Raw genomic sequence first — 22,706 nt, forward strand, 5'->3', positions numbered from 1 at the left:
CCAGCCGGGAGGAGGCAACCGTGACCATGCGACATTCCACATCGGGGACCATGCGACATCCCACACCGGGGACCATGCGACATCCCACACCGAGCGACGACGACATCGCCGTGGTCGGCATCGCCGCGCGCTACCCCGAGGCCGCGAACCTGGCGGAGTTCCGCGCCAATCTCGCGGCGGGCCGGGATTCGGTGCGTCCGCTGTCGCGGTCACGGGCGAAGGCGACCGGGCTGGGACCTCCGTCCCACTACCACGCGATGGGTTTCGTCGAGGACATCTCCACGTTCGACTACGCCTACTTCACCCTGTCGAAACGGGAAGCGTCGCTGATCGACCCGCAGCAGAGGCTCGCACTGGTCCTCGCGTATCAGGCGGTCGAGGACGCCGGTTACTCGGTGGCGGAGTTCCGCGACAGCGAGACGGCGGTGGTATTCAGCGCCGCCACCTCGACGTATCCGGCGATGTGGGCGGAACCGGGTGTGCTGAGCACACTGGGCAACGTTCCGTTCGCCGTGCCGGCCCGGATCGCATACCACCTCGGCCTCACCGGACCCTGCTACGCCGTCGATTCGGGTTGCAACGGGTCGCTCATCGCGGTGCACCACGCCTGCCGTGAGCTGCGTTCGGGTGACGCCGACTTCGCTCTCGCGGGCGGAGTCAGTCTGCGGGTGAACGGCCTCCGCGCGGACATGGCGGAGGGATCCGCGGAACTGATGTCACCCGGCGGGCGCTGCCGCGCGTTCGACGCGAACGCGGACGGCACCGCGGTCGGGGAGGGCGGGGCGGCGCTTCTCCTCACCACGATGGCCCGCGCCCGCGCCGACCGCGTCCCGGTCCACGCCGTGATCCGCGGCACCGCAACGGTGTCCAGCGGTCATTCGTCCGCGACCATCAGTTCCCCGAGCGCCCGGGCACAGGCGGCCGTCATCTCCCGGGCTTGGCAGACGGCGGGCCTCACCCCGGGCGATGCCGGGTACCTCGAGGCCCACGGATCGGGAACCCCACTCGGCGACGCGGTCGAACTCGAAGGGATCACGTCCGCGTTCCGGGGCCGTCCCGGCGTCCTGCCGATCGGTTCGGTGAAGACCAATATCGGTCACCTCGACCACGCCGCCGGGGTGTCCGGCCTCGTGAAGGCGATCCTGGGGGTCGAGCACGGCGAGTTGTACCCGTCGCTGCACTTCGAACGACCCACCGGCGGAGTCGACCTCGCGGGCAACGGAATCGAGGTGGTCACCGAGGCCCGGACGTGGAGCGACGAGACCGGACCCCGGCGCGCCGGGGTGAGTTCGTTCAGCCTCGGCGGCATCAACGCCCACTGCGTGGTGGAACAGCCGCCCGAGCGTGCCGCCGGATCCCGCGCCGCCGATACGACCCGACTGGTCGGGGTGTCGGCGAAGAGCGAGGGCGCCCTCGCCACTCTGTGTGCCGAACTGGCGACGGCAGTGCGCGGGCACGACGTCGACGGTGTCGTCTTCACCCTCAACCGCGGCCGCCCGCACCACGACCACCGGGTGGCGGTGCACGCACGCAGCATCGCCGAACTCTCGCAGTCGCTCGCTGCGCGCGCGGCCGAACTCGGCGCCCGCGGCGAGGACTCCGCACCGACGACCCGGCAACGCCCCGCCGTGGCGTTGCTGCTGTCACCCGACCGGATGCCGCCCGCGCTGCGCGGCCGCACCCTGCCGTCGGAGCTTCCCGCCACCGGCGACGAGGCGGACCTCCTCGCCGGCCAGATCGCCGTCCACCGGGAACTCCGCGCCATGGGCGTCACGGTCGACGCCGTCCTCAGCGGCGGCGTGTCCCGGTACGCGGCCCGGTATCTGCGGGACACACTGTCGGCGGTGGATGCGGCCGACATCGCCGACGCGGCCGCGAACCCGTCGATCGACACGGACCGGCTAGTCGCCGTCGCGAAGGGAATGCTCGCGGACGGACCCGTCGTCTTCGTGGAGCCGAGCCCGGAGGGACGCCTCGGGGCACTGCTCGCCGACGCCCTCCGTGATACGCCGGACGCCGAAATACTCCGTGCGCCGGACACATCCGAGGCGGTCACACACCTCCTCGCCGGTCTGTACGAGCGCGGAATCGACCTCGACTGGGCGGCCGTCGACCGCGGTGACGACTCCGCCCGGCGAGTGCGACTTCCTGGCCACCCGATGCGCGGTTCGCGGTGCTGGTTCGACCTCCCGGGCCGACCCGACTGGGCCGACGTAACGGAAAATCCGTCGGCGGAACCGAGCACCCGATCGGTGACGGCCGCGCCGGAAGACAGCCTCGACTGGTTGCAGACGACACTGCGCGAGTTGCTCCACAGCGAGAGGGACGTCGGCGCCGACGACGACTATTTCGACCTCGGTGGAAACTCGCTGATCGGCATGCAACTCGTCGACCGGGTGTCGGACCGATACGGGGTCCGGCCCAAACTCATCGACCTCTACGAGCGCCCGAAGGTCGCCGACTTCGCCGCACTCCTCGCGGACGGCACGTCCGCGTCGGGTGGGCTGCCCCCGATCATGCCGCGGGGGCGGCACGTGCTGTCGTTCGGTCAGGTACGCATGTGGTTCCATCATCAACTCGACGCCGCCACGACCATCTACAACCTGCCGATGGTCAGCGAACTGCACGGGCCGATCGACGAATCCGCCGTCCGGGGAATGTGGGACGACCTCGCCGCACGGCATCGGGTGCTGCTGTCCAACTACGTCGAGGTCGACGGGGAGCCGGAACTGCGGATCCGCGAATCCCTCGGCGACTTCTTCCGCACCGCCGACGTGTCGGGCGAACCGGATCCGGTGGCCTCGGCCCGGGCTCTCGTACACGAGGCCGCGGTGGCACCGTTCGACCTGGCCACCGACCCGCTCGTGCGCGCACTGCTCATCAGGGTCGGCCCGGACGAGCACGTCCTGCAGGTCACCACCCACCATTCCGTCAACGACGGGGGTTCGCCGAGGATCTTCGAGCAGGAACTGCCCGCCCTGTACGCGGCACGCCGAGCCGGTCGCCGCGCCGACCTGGCCCCGCTTCCCATCGAGTACTGGGACTACGCCCTGTGGCAGCGGGAACTGATCGCGAGCGCCGCGCTCGACTCCGAACTCGACTACTGGAGAACCATTCTGGACGATGTTCCGCTGCTCCGGCTGCCCACCGACTTCCCGCGCCCGGAGCGGAAGAACTTCACCGGCGCGTTCCACACGTTCACCGTGTCCGAGGACCTGACACGGAGCCTGCGGGTCGTGGCGCGGAGGGAGTCCGTGTCGCTGTTCGTGGTGCTGCTCTCCGCGTTCTACCTCCTCATGGCGAGCCGCAGCCGCCAGCGCGACCTCGTGGTCGGGACACCGACGACCGGACGCAACCGACGGGAACTGTCCGGCATGATCGGGTACTTCAACAGCACGGTGGCACTGCGCGCCGACCTGTCCGGGGACCCGAGCGTCACGGAGCTGTGCGCCCGCGTGCGTGATGTCGTGCTCGGCGCCCTCGAACACCAGGAGATTCCGTTCGACCGCGTCGTCACCGCACTCACCGGCGACCGGGACCTGAGCCGGACACCCTTGTTCGACGTCTGCCACGTCCACCAGGAACTGCCGGCGCTGCAGTCGCAGCAAGGACTCACCGAGACGCTGTTCGACCAGGAGGATCCCGCGGCCATCGCGTTCGGCGGGGTGCCGTCCGGCACGGCCAAGTTCGATCTCACCCTCGTCACCACGGAGCGGGGCGGCGAGGACGGCATGGCGGCCGGGCTCGAGTTCAGCACGGAACTGTTCACCGAGCAGACTGCCGCCGCGCTGTGCGCCGAGTACGTTCGCATCCTCGACGGTGTCGCGGATGCGCCGCGCACACAACCTATCTCCGCGTTCCTGACCGACGCGGCTCCAGCGCCGGTGTCGCGTGTGGAGGCGCCGCCCCTGGTCCCGGCCGACCGGCCCCGGCAGCCCTCGACCGGCGCGGAACCGCCGAGCTATTCGACGGCACGGGTAACGGCGACGCTCGACGGACACCCGGGCCACCCGGAACTGCTCGCCGCCTGGCTCACGCTCCTCGCCTGGTACACGGCGCAGGACGAGGTGGCGGTGGGCACGGCCGCGAGACCGGGGGCATCGCCGCGGCTCGTGGCCGTCGACCTGTCCGGCGACCCCACCTACCCGGAACTGGTGGAGACCGTACGCCGGGAGCTGTCCTCGGACAGTCGCGTGGCCGACACGGCGGCGCGGCACTTCCCGGTGCGCTGCGACGGGGAGCGCGACGACAGTGCCGAGCGGGCAGACCCGTCGCCCGTCGAACTCGGGCTGTCGTGGACCCGCGGCCCCACGACACTCACCCTCGGACTCGACTACGCCACCGATCTCTTCGACCGGAGCACGGCTACCGCGATGCTCACCGACCTCCGGCGCCTGCTGGCCGGACTCGTGGCTCATCCCGACCTGCCCACCCAGGAGGTGGCGATGGAGTACGTGCATCAGGACGACACCGGCTTCTCCACGGAGGCAGCGCGATGACCAGTGGCAGCGCGATGACTGGGGGCAGTGCGATGAGGATCGGTGTGGTCGGAGCGGGGACCATGGGCGCCGGGGTGGCCGAATGTCTCGCGCAGGCCGGCCACGACGTGATCGTCGTCGACCCCGACCCGCAGGCTGTCGAACAGGCCCGGTCTCGGATGCGCGACTCGCTGCGCCTGGCGATTCTCCTCGGCCGGGCTGGTGGTCCGAAGCCCGCCGAGGTGACCGCGCGGGTGCACTGGACCGGGCAGATGACCGATCTGCGCGAGGCCACCGTAATCATCGAATGCGTCCCCGAGCGAATCGATCTCAAGGAGAAGGTCTTCGCCGAACTGGACCGGGTCTGCGCACCCGACGCGTTACTCGCGTCGTGCACCTCCGGCATCCCCGTCGACCGACTCGCGGAGAGCACCGCAAGGCCGGAACAGGTTGTCGGACTGCACTTCATGAACCCCGCACCGCTCAAGGACACCGTCGAGGTGGTGCGGGGGCCGCGGACGTCGCCGCAGTCGCTGGACCGTGCGCTGGTGCTCCTCGCCTCACTGAACAAGACCGGCATCGTCGTCGGCGACGGACCCGGATTCCTGCTCAACCGTGTCCTCATGCTGTGTATCGCCGAGGCGGCCGCCGCGCTCGGCGACGGTATCGCCGACGCGGACACCACCGATGCGTTGTTCGAAGGCTGCCTCGGCCACCCGATGGGACCACTGCGGACAGCGGACCTGATCGGTCTGGACAACGTCCACGACACGATGACCGCGCTGCGCGAGTTGACCGGTGACGACCACTACCGCCCGCCCGAGTCGCTCGTCGCCCTGGTCGAGGCCGGTCATCTCGGGCGTAAGACCGGGCGAGGATTCCATGAGTACCGGTGAGGTGCTGCCCCTCACCTACGATCAACTCGCGGTGCTCCGCGCCGGTGTGCCCGATGCCTCCTTCGGCCAGTATCTCGAACTCGACGGGCCGCTCGACGAAGACCGGTTCTGCCGGGCACTGCAGACGACTTTGGCCGAATGCACCGGCCTGCACAGTACTTTCGTGCTCGACGGACCGGAACCCGGGCAGGTCACCGGCGCCGCGGTGACCGGCCCGGACGTCCTCGACGCCACCGCGTCCGACGATCCCGGCCGTCTCGTGACGACGTGGATCGACCACGAGCTGAACCGGCCCATGGACCCCGGCACCGGACCGCTGTACGTACACGTCCTGTTCCGGCTGCCGCACGGCAGATACGGGTGGTTCCAGCGCTACCACTGGCTGGTGAACGACGAACCGGGTATGACGGCGATCGTCCGCCGCACCGCCGAGGCCTACGAGTCGGGAGACGCCGCCCCCACCTCGCCGCCCGAGTCCCGGCCGTTCGTGCCGCCGTCCGTCCCACTGACCTCCGATGCGCGGTACCGCGAGAGCGAATCGTGGGCGGACGACCGCCGCTACTGGGAGCACCTGCTCGCCGGAGCGCCGCGACACGAGACCCCACCCGGTCCGGTCTCCGAAGAGGAGAACCTCGGCCCGTTCACCATTCCCGCCGACGGCGCGCTCGTGCGGCTCGCGCGCCGCAGCGGTGGTGGTCCCGCTGCCGTCCTGCTCGCCGCGCTGGCGGTGTACTGGCACAGCCGCACCGCCGTCGAGGACGTGGTGGTCGGGCACCGGTCGCACGGTTCCACCACACCCGTGAGGCTTTCCCTCGCACCGCAACTCACGTTCGACGCGCTGACACGGCACGTGGGTCTGCAACTCCGGAGATCCCGACGACACCGGTTCCTCGCTTCCGAAGATGGTGCAGTGGACTCGTGGCCGGTGGCGGGCGGCATGCGGGAACCGCTCGGCGTCGAACGCATCGGTGCGGGTGCCGTCGCCGTCGTGAAGCGGTGGGACTCCGGCGGCGACGGGGTGTTCGTGGAAGTCGACGACCACGACGGCTCCTGGACCGTCGACGTGCACGGTCCTGGCGACGCGCAGCGCCTCGCACACATCCTCGCCGCCGCGGTCGGGGCACCGGATACACCGCTCGCCGGGCTGGACCTGTTGGGTGTGGGTGAGCGGGGTGTGTTGGTGCCGGTGCGGGGTGTGGCGGGTGTGGGGGTGCGGTTGTTGCCGGAGATTTTGGCGGGGGGTGTGGGTTTGGGTGGGGGTGGTGTGGCGGTGTCGTGTGGGGGTGTGGAGTTGTCGTATGGGGAGTTGGATGAGTGGTCGAATCGGTGGGCGCGGGTGTTGATCGGGCGGGGTGTGGGTCCGGAGTTGGTGGTGGGGGTGGCGGTGCCGCGGTCGGTGGAGTTGGTGGTGGCGGTGTGGGCGGTGGTGAAGTCGGGGGCGGCGTTTGTGCCGGTGGATCCGGTGTTGCCGGAGGTGCGGGTGCGGGAGTTGTTGGTGGATTCGGGTGCGGTGGTGGGGTTGTCGGTGTCGGGGGTGGTGTTGCCGTCGGTGGTGGAGTGGTTGCGGGTTGATGATGTGTCGGTGGTGGAGGGGGTGTCGGGGGGTGTGGTGTCGGATGGGGAGCGGACGGGGCGGTTGGTGGGTGGGTGTGCGGCGTATGTGATGTATACGTCGGGGTCGACGGGGCGTCCGAAGGGGGTGGTGGTGACGCATGGGGGTTTGGCGAATTTGGTTGAGGAGGTGCGGGTTCGGTTTGGTTTGTGGTCGGGGTGTCGGGTGTCGCATGTGGCGTCGGTGAGTTTTGATGCGTCGGTGTACGAGTGGTTGTTGGGGTTTTGGGTGGGGGCGCGGTTGGTGGTGGCGCCGCCGGGGGTGTTCGGGGGTGCGGCGTTGGGGGAGTGGTTGGCGGTTAATGGGGTGACGCATTGTTTTGTGACGCCGTCGGTGTTGGCGACGGTGGAGGTGGGGGCGTTGGGGTCGGTGCGGGGGTTGGTGGTGGCGGGGGAGGTGTTGGGGCCGGAGTTGGTGGCGCGGTGGGCGCCGGGGCGGGAGTTGTTCGATGCGTATGGGCCGACGGAGGTGACGGTGCAGGCGACGGTGAGTGGGGCGTTGGTGGCGGGGGGTGTGGTGACGGTGGGGGGTCCGGCGGTGGGGGTGGAGGTGGTGGTGCTGGATGGGTGGTTGCGGCCGGTGCCGGTGGGTGTGGTGGGGGAGTTGTATGTGGGGGGTGTGGGGTTGGCGCGGGGGTATTTGGGGCGGGCGGGGTTGACGGCGGGGTCGTTTGTGGCGGATCCGTTCGGGGGTGTGGGGTCGCGGTTGTATCGGACGGGGGATTTGGTGCGGTGGGATGGGTTGGGGTCGTTGGTGTTTGTGGGGCGTGCTGATTTTCAGGTGAAGGTGCGGGGGCAGCGGGTGGAGTTGGGGGAGGTGGAGTCGGTGTTGGGGCGGTGTCCGGGGGTGGCGGCGGCTGTGGTGGTGGTGGGTGAGGGTGGTCGGTTGGTGGGGTATGTGGTGCCGGAGGTGGGGGTGCGGGTGGATCCGGGTGTGGTGGTGGGGTTTGCGGGGTCGGTGTTGCCGGGGGGTGTGGTGCCGTCGGTGGTGGTGGTGTTGGACGGGTTGCCGGTGTCGGCGAGTGGGAAGTTGGATCGTGCCGCACTCCCCGCGCCCGTCGTGGCGCGTGCACCAACCCGTGCGCCACGGACAGCGGCGGAACAGACACTGGCGTCGGTGTACGCCGAAGTGCTCGGCGTCGACCAGGTCGGGTTGGACGAGTCGTTCTTCGCGCTGGGCGGCGACAGCATCCTCTCGATCCGGCTCGTCTCCCGCGCCAAGGCACGAGGATTGGTGTTCACGCCGCAGCAGGTGTTCGAGCACCGGACGGTGGCCGCCCTCGCGGCGGAATCGGAGGTCGCGGACGGTGAGACCCCGGTTGCGCTAGCCGAACTCGAGGGCGGCGGAATCGGCGCGTTCCCGCCCACGCCGGTGGTCCGGTACCTGATCGAGCGCGGCGGGCACTTCGAGCGGTTCAGCCAGAGCGTGCTGCTCGACCTCCCGGGCGGCATCGACCCGGACCGCCTCCTCACGACCGTCACCGCGGTGCTCGCACGACACGACATGCTGCGGTCGCGGCTCTACCAGGACGCGAACGGGCAGTGGCAGATGGAAACTCGTGTCGCGACCGACATCGACACCGGCACACTGGTCCGGCGCATCGCCTACGACCCGGCGACCGATCCCGGCACGCTGGCAGACCTGATCGCGGCCGAGCACCAGGCGGCCGTGGAGAGATTGCGCCCATCCGACGGTGTGGTCGTCCAGTTCGTCTGGCTCGACCCGGAGCCCGCCGCCGCGCCCCCGGCCCGGACCGGACGATTGATCGTGGTGGCGCACCACCTCGCGGTCGACGGGGTGTCGTGGCGGATTCTGCTGCCCGACTTCGCCGCTGCCTGGTATCAGATCAGCACAGGGAGCGTGCCGTCCCTCCCGGAACCGGCGACGTCGATGCGCCGGTGGGCGCACGCGCTGGCCGACGAAGCTGTCCGGAGCGAGAGAGTCGCCGAACTGGTGTGGTGGCAGAACGTCGTAGAAGGACCCGACCCGCTCATCACCGAACGCCCCCTCGATCCGGGCCGGGACCTCGCGACCGCGTTGCAAAACGTGAGCGTCGAGACCTCCCCCGACGACACGTCTGCTCTGCTCACTCGCCTGCCGGAGCTGTATCGCGGGGGCGTCCTCGACGTCCTGCTGACGGCGCTGGTGGTGGCGTCGTCGAGGTGGCGGGCCGAGCGGGGGATCCCGGGAACGTCGATGCTGATCCGGCTGGAAGGGCACGGCCGGGAGCAGCAGGTGGTGCCCGGCGCCGACCTGTCCCGCACTGTCGGCTGGTTCACGACGGTCTTCCCCGTCCGCGTCGATCTCCGCGGCATCGACCTCGACAACGCGCTTGCCGGCGGCCACGACATGGGCAGTGCCGTGAAACGCGTGAAAGAACACCTCCGGGCAGTGCCAGACATGGGTATCGGTTACGGACTGCTCCGCTACCTGAACCCGGACACCGCGGGCGGCCTGCCGAGAACAGAACCGGGGCAGATCAGTTTCAACTATCTCGGCCAGGTTCCGGATTCGGCGGATCAGGGCACCGCGGTCGGCTGGAGTCCCGCCGACGGGTTCGGCGACCTGCGGTACGTCCCGGACCCCGACATGCCGGCGTCGGCCGCCGTCGAGGTCAACGCGATCGTGATCGGCGGACGACTCCGGGTCGGTTTCGGCTTCCCGGACACCCTGCTCGCGCACGCCGAGGTGGAGCGGCTGGCCGAACGGTGGCGGGAGGCCTTGTCCGCATTGGTATCCCACGCTCGTAGTGGGGATGCCGGCGGACTCACACCGTCGGACGTGCCCCTCGTCGACGTGTCCCAGGGCGACCTTGACACGTGGGAGGAGCGCTTCGGCGCGCTCACCGACGTGTGGCCGCCCGCACCCCTGCAAGCCGGGTTGCTGTTCCACGCCCTGCTGGCGAAGCCGTCGATCGACGCATACACGGTGCAGGTGGAGCTGCACCTGAAGGGTGCCGTCGACCCGGCCCGGATGCGCCGCGCCGCACAGGCATTGCTGGATCGGCACGCGAATCTGCGGGTGGCGTTCGTTCCCGCCCGAGACGGAACATTCGTCCAGGTGGTTCCCGCGGCCGTCGACCTACCGTTCCGCGAGATCGACCTCACGGACCTGCCCGAGGTGGCGCGGACCGACGAACTGGACCGGGCCGTCACCGCCGACCGGGCCGCGCCGTTCGACACCTCCCGGGCCCCACTGGTGCGGTTCCTGCTCGTGACGACCGGAAGCCACGAATCGCGACTCGTGTGGACCAATCATCACACCCTCCTCGACGGATGGTCGATGCCGCTGGCGATCCGCGAACTGCTCGCGCTCTATGTGGCCGGAGACGATGTTTCGGCGTTGCCGCGACCCCGGCCCTACCGGGACTTCCTGTCGTGGCTGCATCGCCGGGACCCGGCGGACTCGCGAGTGGCGTGGGCGACCGCGCTCGCCGGCGTCGCCGGTCCCACACTGCTCCTGCCGGACGCACGGGATCGGCCGTTGTCGGCTCCTCCCGAGAGTGCCCCGTTCACCGTGTCCGAGGATCTGACCGCCGACCTCACCACCCTCGCGCGTACCCGCAACACGACACTGAACACGGTGACGCAGGTGGCGTGGGGCATCGTGCTCGGGGCTGCGACGTCCCGCCACGACGTGACGTTCGGCAGCACCGTGTCCGGGCGGTCGCCGCACCTCTCCGGCGTCGAATCGATGATCGGATTGTTCGTCAACACCGTGCCCACACGAATCACGCTGAACCCCCGGGACACGCTGGGCCGGTTGCTCGACCGGACACAAGCGGAACAGGCGGCCCTCCTCGACCACCATCACCTCGGTCTCGCCGACATCCAGCGAGCAGCCGGCCCCGACATCGGGTTCGACACGGCAACCGTCTTCGAGTCGTACCCGATCGACCGGGGAGGCCTGACCGAGGACACCGACCTCGCGGGCATCCGGGTGGTCGACGTGCGCGGCGTCGACGCCACGCATTATCCGCTGAGCGTCGCATTCTCGGTGGACACGCAGCTGCGCATGACGTTTCACTACCGACCCGACCTGGTCGACCGGGCCACCGTCGACGCGATGGCCGGCCGGGTCACCCGGGTGCTCGAGGCGATGGCCTCCGATCCGGATGTCACGTTGGCTCGTGTGGATGTGTTGGGTGTGGGTGAGCGGGGTGTGTTGGTGCCGGTGCGGGGTGTGGCGGGTGTGGGGGTGCGGTTGTTGCCGGAGATTTTGGCGGGGGGTGTGGGTTTGGGTGGGGGTGGTGTGGCGGTGTCGTGTGGGGGTGTGGAGTTGTCGTATGGGGAGTTGGATGAGTGGTCGAATCGGTGGGCGCGGGTGTTGATCGGGCGGGGTGTGGGTCCGGAGTTGGTGGTGGGGGTGGCGGTGCCGCGGTCGGTGGAGTTGGTGGTGGCGGTGTGGGCGGTGGTGAAGTCGGGGGCGGCGTTTGTGCCGGTGGATCCGGTGTTGCCGGAGGTGCGGGTGCGGGAGTTGTTGGTGGATTCGGGTGCGGTGGTGGGGTTGTCGGTGTCGGGGGTGGTGTTGCCGTCGGTGGTGGAGTGGTTGCGGGTTGATGATGTGTCGGTGGTGGAGGGGGTGTCGGGGGGTGTGGTGTCGGATGGGGAGCGGACGGGGCGGTTGGTGGGTGGGTGTGCGGCGTATGTGATGTATACGTCGGGGTCGACGGGGCGTCCGAAGGGGGTGGTGGTGACGCATGGGGGTTTGGCGAATTTGGTTGAGGAGGTGCGGGTTCGGTTTGGTTTGTGGTCGGGGTGTCGGGTGTCGCATGTGGCGTCGGTGAGTTTTGATGCGTCGGTGTACGAGTGGTTGATGGCGTTTTCGGTGGGGGCGCGGTTGGTGGTGGCGCCGCCGGGGGTGTTCGGGGGTGCGGCGTTGGGGGAGTGGTTGGCGGTTAATGGGGTGACGCATTGTTTTGTGACGCCGTCGGTGTTGGCGACGGTGGAGGTGGGGGCGTTGGGGTCGGTGCGGGTGTTGGTGGTGGCGGGGGAGGTGTTGGGGCCGGAGTTGGTGGCGCGGTGGGCGCCGGGGCGGGAGTTGTTCGATGCGTATGGGCCGACGGAGGTGACGGTGCAGGCGACGGTGAGTGGGGCGTTGGTGGCGGGGGGTGTGGTGACGGTGGGGGGTCCGGCGGTGGGTGTGGAGGTGGTGGTGCTGGATGGGTGGTTGCGGCCGGTGCCGGTGGGTGTGGTGGGGGAGTTGTATGTGGGGGGTGTGGGGTTGGCGCGGGGGTATTTGGGGCGGGCGGGGTTGACGGCGGGGTCGTTTGTGGCGGATCCGTTCGGGGGTGTGGGGTCGCGGTTGTATCGGACGGGGGATTTGGTGCGGTGGGATGGGTTGGGGTCGTTGGTGTTTGTGGGGCGTGCTGATTTTCAGGTGAAGGTGCGGGGGCAGCGGGTGGAGTTGGGGGAGGTGGAGTCGGTGTTGGGGCGGTGTCCGGGGGTGGCGGCGGCTGTGGTGGTGGTGGGTGAGGGTGGTCGGTTGGTGGGGTATGTGGTGCCGGAGGTGGGGGTGCGGGTGGATCCGGGTGTGGTGGTGGGGTTTGCGGGGTCGGTGTTGCCGGGGGGTGTGGTGCCGTCGGTGGTGGTGGTGTTGGACGGGTTGCCGGTGTCGGCGAGTGGGAAGTTGGATCGTGCCGCACTCCCCGTACCGGACGCTCCGGTGCGTCGATTCCATGCTCCGGCAACCCCGTTCGAGGCCGTCGTCGCCGAGGTGTACGGCGACGTCCTCGGCGTCGACCGTGTCGGTGCCGACGACGACTTCTTCCGGTTGGGTGGAGATTCGCTGTCGGCCACCCGGGTCGTCGCACGGGTCGATGCCGCTCTCGGCGTCGACGTCGGCGTGCACGCCCTGTTCGAGGCGCCCACCGTGACGGGGTTCGCGGAGCGCGCGGCGAAAGCAGGTGTGCTGACTCACCGGCAGGAGTTGCGGGCAGTACCGCGCCCCGAGCGCATTCCCCTTTCCCTGGCCCAGACCCGCATGTGGTTCCTCAACCAGTTCGACACCTCTTCGCCCGCCTACAACATCGCCATGGCGTTCCGGCTCACCGGCGCACTCGACCTCGACGCACTGCGGGCTGCGGTGTCCGATGTGGTGGAGCGACACGAATCACTCCGCACCCGATTCCCGATGGCCGGCGACGAACCGGTGCAGGTGATCCTCTCGGCTGCGGATTCGGTGCCGGACCTGCCTGTCGCGACCGTGTCGAGCGACGAGGAGTTGCGGGACCGGCTGTCGGCGGCCGTCTCGGAAGGGTTCGACGTCACTGGACAGATCCCGTTGCGGGCAGCCGTGTTCGAGACGTCCGCCACCGATCGAGTGCTGCTGGTCGTGGTCCACCACATCGTTGCGGACGGCGTGTCGATGGTCCCGCTCGCGCGCGACATGATGGTGGCGTACACCGCGCGGGCGGCCGGGCACGCCCCTCAGTGGCACCCGCCGACGGTCCAGTACGCCGATTTCACGCTCTGGCAGCGTGAACTCCTCGGGTCGGAGGACGATCCGCAGTCGATGGTGTCGCAGCAACTCGACTACTGGCGCACCACGCTCGCCGGCCTCCCCGCAGCCCTGGACCTGCCCGCCGACCGCCCGCGGTCGATGCAACGCACGCCCGACGGGAGCAGGGTCGGATTCGAGATCGACGCCGGTCTGCACCGACGGCTGCTGACGACTGCGTGCACGCACCAGTCGACCGTGTTCATGGTCGCGCACGCCGCCCTGGCCGCGTTCCTCGCGAGGATGTCCGGTACCGAGGACATCGCCGTCGGCACCCCGGTGGCCGGGCGCGGCGAGGCCGCACTCGACGACGTCGTCGGGATGTTCGTCAACACCGTGGTGCTGCGGACCGTCGTCTCCGACTCGAGCCGGTTCTCCGAACTGCTCGAGCAGGTGCGCGACGTCGATCTCGGTGCGTACGCCCACGCGGAGGTGCCGTTCGAGAAGGTCGTCGAAGCGCTCGATCCGCCCCGCTCGACGGCACACTCGCCGCTGTTCCAGGTGCTGCTCGAGTTCCAGAACGTCGAACGCCCCGACCTTTCGCTGCCTGGCGTCGAGGTCGAGGGTATCGACCTCGGTGCGACGATCGCGAGGTTCGACCTGCAGCTGACGTTGTCCGAGGAGTACACGGACGACGGATCGCCGGCAGGCATCACCGCCGGTTTCACCTACGCCACCGACCTTTTCGACGCCGAAACCGTCGCCGGCCTGGCCGACCGGTTCGTCCGGATGCTCGATGCGGCCGTGTCCGATTCGTCGATCAGGGTGGGCGACCTCGAGATCCTCGATGCCCTCGAACGGGACGAACTCGTGCCCATGCGCGGCTTCCCCGCGGCCGCGGAACGCACGCTCCCGGACGTCCTCACCGCGGGCGCCGCGCTCGCACCGGGGGCGACCGCAGTGTCGTGCGACGGCGTCACCGTGTCGTACCGGGAACTCGACGAGCGGTCGAACCGGCTGGCCAGGGCGCTGATCCGTCGGGGTGCCGGTCCGGACGCCTTCGTCGCGATCGGCGTGCCGCGATCGATCGAATGGGTGCTGTCGGTGTGGGCGGTCGCGAAATCGGGGGCGGCGTACGTGCCGGTCGATCCCGCCCTGCCGCCCGCGCGCACCGGCGGCATGCTCAAGGATTCGGGTGCGGTGCTCGGGCTGACGGTGACGGTGCACCGTGACCGGTTGCCCGGGGTGGTGCCGTGGCTGCTGCTCGACGATCCCGAGGTGGCGAACGGATACTCCGGTGACCCGGTGACCGACGCCGACCGTCTGCGTCCGCTGAGAGTCGAACACGCCGCGTTCCTGCTCTACACGTCCGGATCGACGGGAACACCGAAGGGGGTCGTACTCACGCACGGCGGACTCGCGAACCTCGCAGTCGAGGAACGGGAACGGTTCGCATCCATGCACGGTGCGCGGGTGTCGCATCTGGCGTCGCCGAGCTTCGACGCGTCGTTGTTCGAACTGCTGATGGCGTTCGCCGTCGGCGCGACACTGGTCGTCGTGCCACCGACGGTCCTCGGGGGACGGGAACTGGCCGAACTCCTCGCAAGTGAACACGTCTCGCACGCATTCTTCACACCCACGATCCTGGACACCCTCCGTCCCGAGGACCTTCCGTCCCTGCGGATACTCGCCGTCGCGGGCGAACGGTTCCCACCCGAACTGGCCGACCGCTGGACCCCGGGACGATTCGTCTTCAACGGATACGGACCCACCGAGGCGACGGTGCAGACCACGATCAGCGAGGTGCTGTCCCCCGACGAACCGATGAACGTCGGAGGTCCCGGGCGGGGCGTCGACGTGATCGTGGTGAACACCTGGCTGCAGCCCGTTCCGGTGGGAGTGATCGGGGAACTGTACGTCGCGGGGCCGGGGCTCGCGCGCGGGTACCACCGGCGGCCCGCACTGACGGGCGCGTCCTTCGTGGCGAACCCGTTCGGCGAACCCGGCTCCCGCATGTACCGGACCGGCGACCTCGTGCGGTGGAGCGAGATCGGCAGGCTGGAGTATGTGGGACGCAACGACTTCCAGGTGAAGATCCGTGGACAGCGAGTGGAACTCGGCGAGATCGAATCGGTGCTGGCCCGCTGCGACGGTGTCGGCCGCGCGGCGGTCACCGTGCACGGCGGCACCGGCGACCGGCTGGTGGGATACGTGACGGCCGAAGCCGGTGCGAGCATCGACACCGCCGAGGTACTCCGGTACGCCGGATCCCACCTCGCGCCGTACATGGTGCCCGCCCAGCTGGTGGTGCTCGACCGGCTGCCCGTCGGCCGCACCGGCAAGCTGGACCGGCGAGCGCTTCCCGCACCGGTGCTCGCGCCCAGAGAGTTCCGGGCACCCGCCACCCCGGTCGAGGAGGCGGTGGCAGACGTCTTCGCCGACGTCCTCGGCATCGACAGCGTCGGGGCCGACGACGACTTCTTCGAACTGGGCGGGAACTCGCTCGCCGCGACCCGGGTGGCGTCCGCGCTCCGCGACCGGCTCGGCACCGACGTCGTGCTGCAGTGGATCTTCCGCAATCCCACCCCGGAGGGCCTGGCTCGCCGCATCGTCGACCCGTCGGCGCTCGGAAACATGCCGGCAGACGACGTGCTGAACGTCGTCGTTCCGTTCCGGGGGTCCGGCGCGCAACCCGCGCTGTTCTGCGTGCACCCGGCAGGCGGACTCGCGCTGGGATACGCCGGACTGATGAAGCATCTCGCGTCCGACCGTCCGCTGTACGGGCTGCAGCTGCCGATCCTCAGCGGCGGAGCGACGTTCGAGTCGATGGCGGAGCTCGCCCACCGGTACGTCGTCGAGATGCGCGCGGTGCAGCCGCAGGGGCCCTACCACCTGCTGGGCTGGTCCCTCGGCGGTGTCATCGCCCAGGCCATCGCCGTCGAACTCCGTGAGTCCGGCGCCGAGGTGGGCACACTCGCGATGATGGACAGCTACGTCGCGGAGGGCGACGACTTCGGTGACCTCGAGGTGAACGCCGAGGAGTGGCTGCACGGGCTGGGTGTCGAGTTCGAGGGCGAGGGCGATGCCGGCACGTCGTACCGCGAGCAGCTGGTCGAGATGCTCGGACGATCCTTCGGCCGCGACCCCGCGTTCGCGTCGACCCTCCTCGGTCGCATCAGCACCGGTCTGGAGAACTCGAAGCAGATCTCCACCGGATACCGGCCGCGGGTGTTCGACGGCGACCTGTTGTTCTTCAGCGCCGCGCAGTCCGCCGACGGGGAGGACGGCGAACGGCCGTCGCCGAGCGTCTGGCAGCCCGCGATCACCGGCGTGATCGTCGAGCACAAGGTGGAGTGCGACCACCTGCGGATGACCACACCGGAAGCCCTCGCGGTCATCGGGCCGATCCTGGAGCGCTCGCTGGGGTCACGCCCCGATCGCACCGCCGATGACGGGCCAGGACTCCCGTAGCTCGGTCTCGAACAGCCCCCACGAATGCGTGCCCTGCGAGAGATAGGCGAACGTGGCGGGAATCCCCAGCGAGTGCAGCCGCGACTGGAACGCGGCCGCACAGACGTTGGTCACCATCTCGACGACGCTGCCGCCGATCGTCTGGGGCACCACCAGCACGGGGTCGTGGTTGTCGATGCTGCCGGGAAGTCCGTTGCCGCTCGAGACGAACAATTCTGTGCCGCGCAGACGTTCGGAATTCAGCATCGGATCGTGCACCCGCCACCGCGGGTCCAGGGCCGAGCCCCACATGTTGCCGGCATTGCCGCCGCCACGCAGTTCGACCATCGACCGCACCATTGCCTGCCCCAGCAGTCCGCTCGTCGCGGCACACCCGCTGTACGAGCCGACGGCCCGGTAGAACCCCGGAACCTGGACGGCGAGGTCGAGTACCGCGCCGCCTGCCATCGACACCCCTCCGATCGCGTTGGCGCCGGTGGTCGCGAACCGGTTGTCGATGGCTGCGGGGAGTTCGCTCGTCAGGTACGTCTGCCACTTGTTCCGGCCGAGAACCGGATCGTCGGCGTCCCAGTCGGTGTACATGCTGTACTGGCCGCCGATCGGCATTACCACGTTGACGTGCTTGTCGGCGAAGAAGTCCCGCACACCGGTGTTGTTGAACCAGGAGATACCGTCCGACCCGCCGCCGATGCCGGTGAGCAGATAGAAGGTCGGCGCCGGACCGCCCGATGCGGGAGAGATGACGTCGTTGGCCACCCACCGGCCCATCGACTCCGAATACACGTCCACCCTGGTGATGCGGGGCTCGGCAGAGGCCGACGGCGGGCCGAGCACCGCCCACCCGGCCACGACCAGCAGCATCACCACCAGTACACGCAGAGAGATCGCGGATCGCAGAGCTTCGAACGGTCGCATGGACGCCCCCTGGCTGTGGCCTGCCCTTCCAATCTAGGACTGCGGGGTACCTGCTTGCTGCGGTTCCGGTGAACCGGTGTAAAGATGATTCGGTGACCGACAACGACCGGCCCGACGAGCGTTTCACCCTCGCAAGCGAGCGGACGTTCCTCGCCTGGATGCGGAGTTCGCTCGCACTCCTGGCCGGCGGCATCGCGATGATCCACCTGGTCCCCGAGTTCAGCACCGGGTGGGTGCGGACGACCCTCGGCCTGATCCTGATCGGTCTCGCCGCCGCGGCGGCCCTCGTCGGCATGCGGCGGTGGTCGCAGGTCGAGAAAGCCCTGCGCGACGGCGCACCGATGCCACCGCCCCACGAGTTGTGGCTGTTCGCGGTGACACTGACGGTGGTGGCAGTGGGAGCGGCGGTCGCCAGCCTGGTGGCTGCGCTCTAACCTGCAGAAGAGGTTTGCATCTCGCGAACCGGACGTGAAGACGAAGGAGTACACGGTGGCCCACGAACTCAAGCTCGGTTACAAGGCGTCCGCGGAGCAGTTCGGTCCGCGGGAGTTGGTGGAGCTGGGTGTTCTGGCGGAGGCGCACGGGATGGATTCGGCGACGGTGTCGGATCATTTTCAGCCGTGGCGGCACGAGGGTGGCCATGCGCCGTTTTCGTTGGCGTGGATGACGGCGGTCGGGGAGCGCACGTCACGGCTGCAGTTGGGGACGTCGGTGATGACGCCGACGTTCCGGTACAACCCGGCGGTGGTGGCGCAGGCGTTCGCGACGATGGGGTGCCTGTATCCGGGGCGGATCATGCTCGGGGTGGGTACCGGTGAGGCTTTGAACGAGATCGCGACGGGTTTTGCCGGAGAGTGGCCGGAGTTCAAGGAGCGGTTCGCGCGCCTGCGGGAGGCGGTCCGGCTGATGCGCGAACTGTGGTTGGGTGATCGGGTCGATTTCGAGGGCGAGTACTTCAACACCAGGGGGGCGTCGATCTACGACGTGCCCGAGGGCGGGATCCCGGTGTACATCGCCGCCGGTGGTCCGGTGGTGGCCCGGTATGCCGGTCGTAGTGGTGACGGGTTCATCTGCACGTCCGGTAAGGGCATGGAGTTGTACACGGAGAAGTTGATGCCGGCGGTCGCGGAGGGGGCGGCGAAGGCGGACCGTGATGTGGCGGAGATCGACAAGATGATTGAGATCAAGATTTCGTATGACACGGATCCGGAGTTGGCGCTGGAGAACACGCGGTTCTGGGCGCCGTTGTCGTTGACGCCGGAGCAGAAGCACAGCATCGATGATCCGATCGAGATGGAGAAAGCGGCGGATGCGTTGCCGATCGAGCAGGTGGCGAAGCGGTGGATCGTGGCGTCGGATCCGGATGAGGCGGTGGCGCAGATCCGCCCGTACCTCGATGCGGGGTTGAACCACCTGGTGTTCCACGCTCCCGGCCACGATCAGAAACGGTTCCTGGAACTCTTCGAGCGGGATCTGGCGCCGCGCCTGCGGGGGTAGGCGGCTTCGCCGCCCGTGCGCCTTTTTGGTAGTGGGAGCTACCAGAAAGGCGCACAAGCCCGAAGGGCCTACCGCGCGCATCCACCCGGGTGCGTCGTCGAGCGGCAGCATCGTTCCGGACAGGATGAGCAGCGGGAACTCAGCGTCTGCTGCACGACCCAGAACAGCCAATCCTGTTCACGCACAGCCAATGCCAGTGCATAGGACAGGGCTCCGAGTCCGATGCCGAACACGCCGAGCAGGACTCGCGATCGTGACGAGGACGCCCGGTACGAACCAGTTCCACACGCCCTCACCCATCGCGGGAACGGCCTTCAGCAGCGGGCCGAACAGGGCGAGCAGGATGGGTGGCTGGATGAGGCTGAAGGCGACGCTGACCGGGTCGCGGAGTGTCGGACGCAGTTCCCGGTTCATCACGATGATGCTGTCTCGAACAATTCCGTGCTTGGGATTTCCTTCCCGAGTGGGTGTGTGGGACGTCAGGCGTGGGCGTTGGTTTCGCGCAGGCTGCGTCCGGTGAGTCCGAGGAAGACGTCGTCGAGTGTGGGATGCGCGAGGTCTGCGGTGAGGACGCGAAGCCTTCGTGATTCGCTGAGGCGCAACAGTTCCGGCAACACGGCACGACCGCTGCTTCGCGCGCCGATCCTTCGTCTTCGAACGCCAGGACGATCAGCCGGCCAGTTCGGCTTTCAACGTCACCGCGGTGTCGTCGGCGATGACCGTGGGTTGATCGATGACGATCACCCGTTCGGCCATCGAATCGGCCTCTTCGAGGTGGTGGGTGGTGAGCACGATCGTTGTGCCCATCTCCCTGCGTAAGCGCAGGATGTGGTCCCACAGATTGGTGCGGCTTTGCGGGTCCATGCCGGTGGTCGGCTCGTCAGCAGAGGACCTGGGTCTCGAGCTCGTCGCGCACGCGCTGGTTGTGCCCGGGCGCCGTTGCCCTGCCCGACATAGCCGATGCTGCGGCGCACCTGGTCGCGGTCCGACGCCACGTCGAAACCCGCGATCGACGCTCGGCCCGCCGTCGGCGGCAACAGCGTCGTGAGCATGCGCAGGGTGGTGGATTTGCCTGCGCCGTTGGGGCCGAGGAGCGCCACCAGACCGCCCTCGGCGACGTCGAGGGAGACCTCTCGGACGGCCTCGAGCGTCTTCTTGCCCTGCGTGAAGTGTTTCGTCAGTCCTTCGGTGCGGATCATTACGTCCTCGTTCGTCGTCGTAGGCTCGTTGCACAGAACCTAGAGACAATTGAGGACAGATTCGGTCCTACACCCTCGGGATCTCGACGATCAGAGCATGTTCACGCGCTTGTAGAGGTGCCGGGAAGGACCGCCCAGCAGATCGGCGTCGTCCAGGAACCGCATGAGCGGCTGCGAACTCTCACGGATCTTCTCCGCCCGGAACCGGTTGTTCTTCGCCTCGCGCAACGCGCGTTCGGTGTCCAATCCGGCTGCCGCATAGACGGCGGGATTGATCATGCTGGAGACGATCAGGTTCGACGCGATCGCGATGCAGGCGCGGCTCGCCGCGCGGTGCGTCCTGCTCATGCCCTGGGCCCGTCGCAGGGTCTCCTCCCGGGCGAAGCGCATGTGCCGCGCTTCCTCGACCACGTGAATCTTGCTGGTGACGCGGACGATCGGCTGGACGCGCGTGTCCTTCATCCAGTCGCGCTGCATGACGTCGAGGATCTCCTCGGCGACGAGAATGCCGGCGTACGCGACCTCCCCCGAGGCGAGCGCCTTGAACCCGCGACCCAGCGTGACCACCGACTTGCGCGGAACGTAGGACGGGCAACCGAACTTCTCGGCGGTGCGAGCGAACATCACCGAGTGCCTGCACTCGTCGGCCACCTCCGTCAACGCGAACTGGAAGTGGGCCTGCGACGCATCCTTCGCGTACATGTCCCGGATCACCATCTGCTGGAGAATCATCTCGAACCAGATTCCGGTGCCCATGATCGAGGACACCTCGTGCTTCGTCAGCGTGATCTGCTGTTCGAACGTCATCTCGTCCCACATCGGCGTGCCGTACAGCGAGGACCACTCGGGGGTGAGGCCGTACAGGTCGTCGGGGACGGGCGCGTCCCAGTCCACCTCGACAGTCGGGTCGTATGACATGCGTGCGGAAGACTGGAGGAGCCGGGCGCCGGTGTCCTGGCGATCCGTGATCTTCGGATTGCGGATAGCGAGCGTCGAGCGTGCCATGAAATTCCTCCATGTCAGTGTGACCAACAGTTACATCTAATCATGTCGAAGGAACTCCTTGACGTCAATGTATTTGGTGTACAAATGATGGACAAGTGACGGGTAGTTCTTCGGACGTCAAGGCCTCGGTGATGATCCCCACAACTCCGACCGAAGGCTTGCTCAAAATTTGCCGATCGTCTGTAGTGAGTTCTCGGCAGCGGGCCCGGATGATCCCTTGCCCTGGCGTCACCCTGCAGAAAGCGGAATGAACCCATGTCTGATCAGAAGAGTGCCGCACAGCCCCACGGCCCCGATGTCGTCGTCGGCACTCGCGTTCGGGTTCGCCGCGACCCCGACGCTCCCGCACCGGGTGTCGTGATCGAGGATTTCGCGGATCTGTCCCAGTCGGAGGGGCTCCTCGGACGGGATTGGGCGCCCGTGCACCGCTGGGCCGTCGCTCTCGACGACGGGCGCCTCGTGTTCGCCGACGACGGCGAACTCGAACTCGACCTCGACACCGAAGCGCCGCAGGCGGCACGCGGCTGATTCAGCCGAGTCCGTCGGCGATCTCCTGAAGTTGCTCGACAGTGCCTGCGGCGATGGCTCGCACATGTTCGGTGACGACGGAAATCGGCCAGTCCCACCACGCGATCCGCACCAGCGCGGCGATATCGGATTCCGAAAAGCGGTCCTTGATGCGAACGGCCGGATTCCCGCCCACGACGGCATAGTCCGGCACGTCCCGCGTCACCACCGAACCGGTCGAGACGATCGCGCCGTGCCCGATTCGCACCCCGGGCATGATCGTCGCGTTGCCCCCGATCCACACGTCGTTGCCGACGACGGTGTCGCCGCGCGACGGTAGATCGGCGAGCAGATCGGCATGCTCGGCCCACGCCCCTCCCATGATCGGAAACGGGAAGGTCGAGACTCCGCTCATTCGATGATTAGCGCCGTTCATGATGAACGTCGTCCCGGTCGCGAATGCGCAGAACTTGCCGATGATCAGCCGGTCGGGGCCGTAATGGTGCAGGACATTGCGCGTTTCGAACTCGTCCGCGAACTCGGGGTCGTCGTAGTAGCTGTACTCTCCGACCTCGATCAGCGGGTTCTCGATCAGCGGTTTGAGCAAAACCACCCGAGGCTGACCCGAAACGGGGTGCAGGGTCATTGGGTCCGGTGCGGCATTCGTGGGCAACTGTGTCTCCATTCT

The 22,706-nt window shown here is 68.5% G+C and carries 9 protein-coding genes and 1 pseudogene; 6 read left to right on the top strand and 4 right to left on the bottom strand.

All coding sequences use genetic code 11. The features are described 5' to 3' along the window. The first annotated feature begins 26 nt into the window (after positions 1–26). Genes ACFVJ3_RS09365 through ACFVJ3_RS09375 form a run of 3 tightly spaced genes read left to right on the top strand, consistent with a single transcriptional unit; the run spans position 27 to position 16,895 of the window. Complete coding sequence (locus ACFVJ3_RS09365) at positions 27–4,499, top strand: condensation domain-containing protein (protein WP_378451923.1); 4,473 nt, start codon at positions 27–29, stop codon at positions 4,497–4,499. Positions 4,500–4,513: 14 nt separating this feature from the next. Beyond that, positions 4,514–5,374, top strand: a complete 861-nt coding sequence (locus ACFVJ3_RS09370) for a 3-hydroxyacyl-CoA dehydrogenase family protein (protein WP_378451924.1) — start codon at positions 4,514–4,516, stop codon at positions 5,372–5,374. After that, a complete protein-coding gene (locus ACFVJ3_RS09375; protein ID WP_378451805.1) occupies positions 5,361–16,895 on the top strand; it encodes an amino acid adenylation domain-containing protein in 11,535 nt (3,844 codons plus the stop codon). The genes ACFVJ3_RS09370 and ACFVJ3_RS09375 overlap by 14 nt, the downstream gene beginning before the upstream one ends. Here ACFVJ3_RS09375 and ACFVJ3_RS09380 read toward each other — a convergent pair. Further along, complete coding sequence (locus tag ACFVJ3_RS09380) at positions 16,851–17,810, bottom strand: alpha/beta hydrolase (RefSeq protein WP_378451806.1); 960 nt, start codon at positions 17,808–17,810, stop codon at positions 16,851–16,853. The genes ACFVJ3_RS09375 and ACFVJ3_RS09380 overlap by 45 nt on opposite strands. Positions 17,811–17,902: 92 nt before the next feature. Here ACFVJ3_RS09380 and ACFVJ3_RS09385 point away from each other — a divergent pair, with 92 nt between their 5' ends. After that, the gene (locus tag ACFVJ3_RS09385) at positions 17,903–18,244 is read left to right on the top strand and encodes a YidH family protein (protein WP_378451807.1); all 342 of its coding nucleotides are present in this window, start codon (positions 17,903–17,905) and stop codon (positions 18,242–18,244) included. 55 nt (positions 18,245–18,299) lie between these two features. Next, positions 18,300–19,307 carry a glucose-6-phosphate dehydrogenase (coenzyme-F420) gene (gene fgd, locus ACFVJ3_RS09390; RefSeq protein ID WP_378451808.1) on the top strand — a complete coding sequence of 336 codons (1,008 nt, stop codon included), beginning with the start codon at positions 18,300–18,302 and terminating at the stop codon, positions 19,305–19,307. A gap of 479 nt (positions 19,308–19,786) precedes the next feature. Here the strand turns inward: fgd and ACFVJ3_RS09395 are convergent. Beyond that, positions 19,787–20,506, bottom strand: a pseudogene (locus ACFVJ3_RS09395) (ATP-binding cassette domain-containing protein). 90 nt (positions 20,507–20,596) lie between these two features. After that, entirely contained in the window at positions 20,597–21,511 is a 915-nt protein-coding gene (locus ACFVJ3_RS09400) for a diiron oxygenase (protein ID WP_378451809.1), read from the bottom strand. A gap of 255 nt (positions 21,512–21,766) precedes the next feature. Between ACFVJ3_RS09400 and ACFVJ3_RS09405 the strand changes: the two genes are divergently transcribed. Further along, a complete protein-coding gene (locus tag ACFVJ3_RS09405) occupies positions 21,767–22,039 on the top strand; it encodes a hypothetical protein (RefSeq protein ID WP_378451810.1) in 273 nt (90 codons plus the stop codon). 1 nt (position 22,040) lies between these two features. Here the strand turns inward: ACFVJ3_RS09405 and ACFVJ3_RS09410 are convergent, their stop codons facing one another. Beyond that, on the bottom strand, positions 22,041–22,703 hold the full coding sequence (locus ACFVJ3_RS09410) for a CatB-related O-acetyltransferase (RefSeq protein ID WP_378451811.1): 663 nt from the start codon (positions 22,701–22,703) through the stop codon (positions 22,041–22,043). Between the last annotated feature and the right edge of the window lie 3 nt (positions 22,704–22,706).

Source organism: Rhodococcus sp. NPDC127593, from assembly GCF_042671975.1.
Lineage (GTDB): Bacteria > Actinomycetota > Actinomycetes > Mycobacteriales > Mycobacteriaceae > Rhodococcus_F.

Bases quoted from the DNA above. Each gene is read 5' to 3' on its own strand.
- ACFVJ3_RS09375 (WP_378451805.1), top strand. From the start codon at position 5,361: ATGAGTACCGGTGAGGTGCTGCCCCTCACCTACGATCAACTCGCGGTG.
- ACFVJ3_RS09380 (WP_378451806.1), bottom strand. From the start codon at position 17,810: ATGCGACCGTTCGAAGCTCTGCGATCCGCGATCTCTCTGCGTGTACTG.
- ACFVJ3_RS09365 (WP_378451923.1), top strand. From the start codon at position 27: ATGCGACATTCCACATCGGGGACCATGCGACATCCCACACCGGGGACC.
- ACFVJ3_RS09410 (WP_378451811.1), bottom strand. From the start codon at position 22,703: ATGGAGACACAGTTGCCCACGAATGCCGCACCGGACCCAATGACCCTG.
- ACFVJ3_RS09370 (WP_378451924.1), top strand. From the start codon at position 4,514: ATGACTGGGGGCAGTGCGATGAGGATCGGTGTGGTCGGAGCGGGGACC.
- ACFVJ3_RS09405 (WP_378451810.1), top strand. From the start codon at position 21,767: ATGTCTGATCAGAAGAGTGCCGCACAGCCCCACGGCCCCGATGTCGTC.
- ACFVJ3_RS09400 (WP_378451809.1), bottom strand. From the start codon at position 21,511: ATGGCACGCTCGACGCTCGCTATCCGCAATCCGAAGATCACGGATCGC.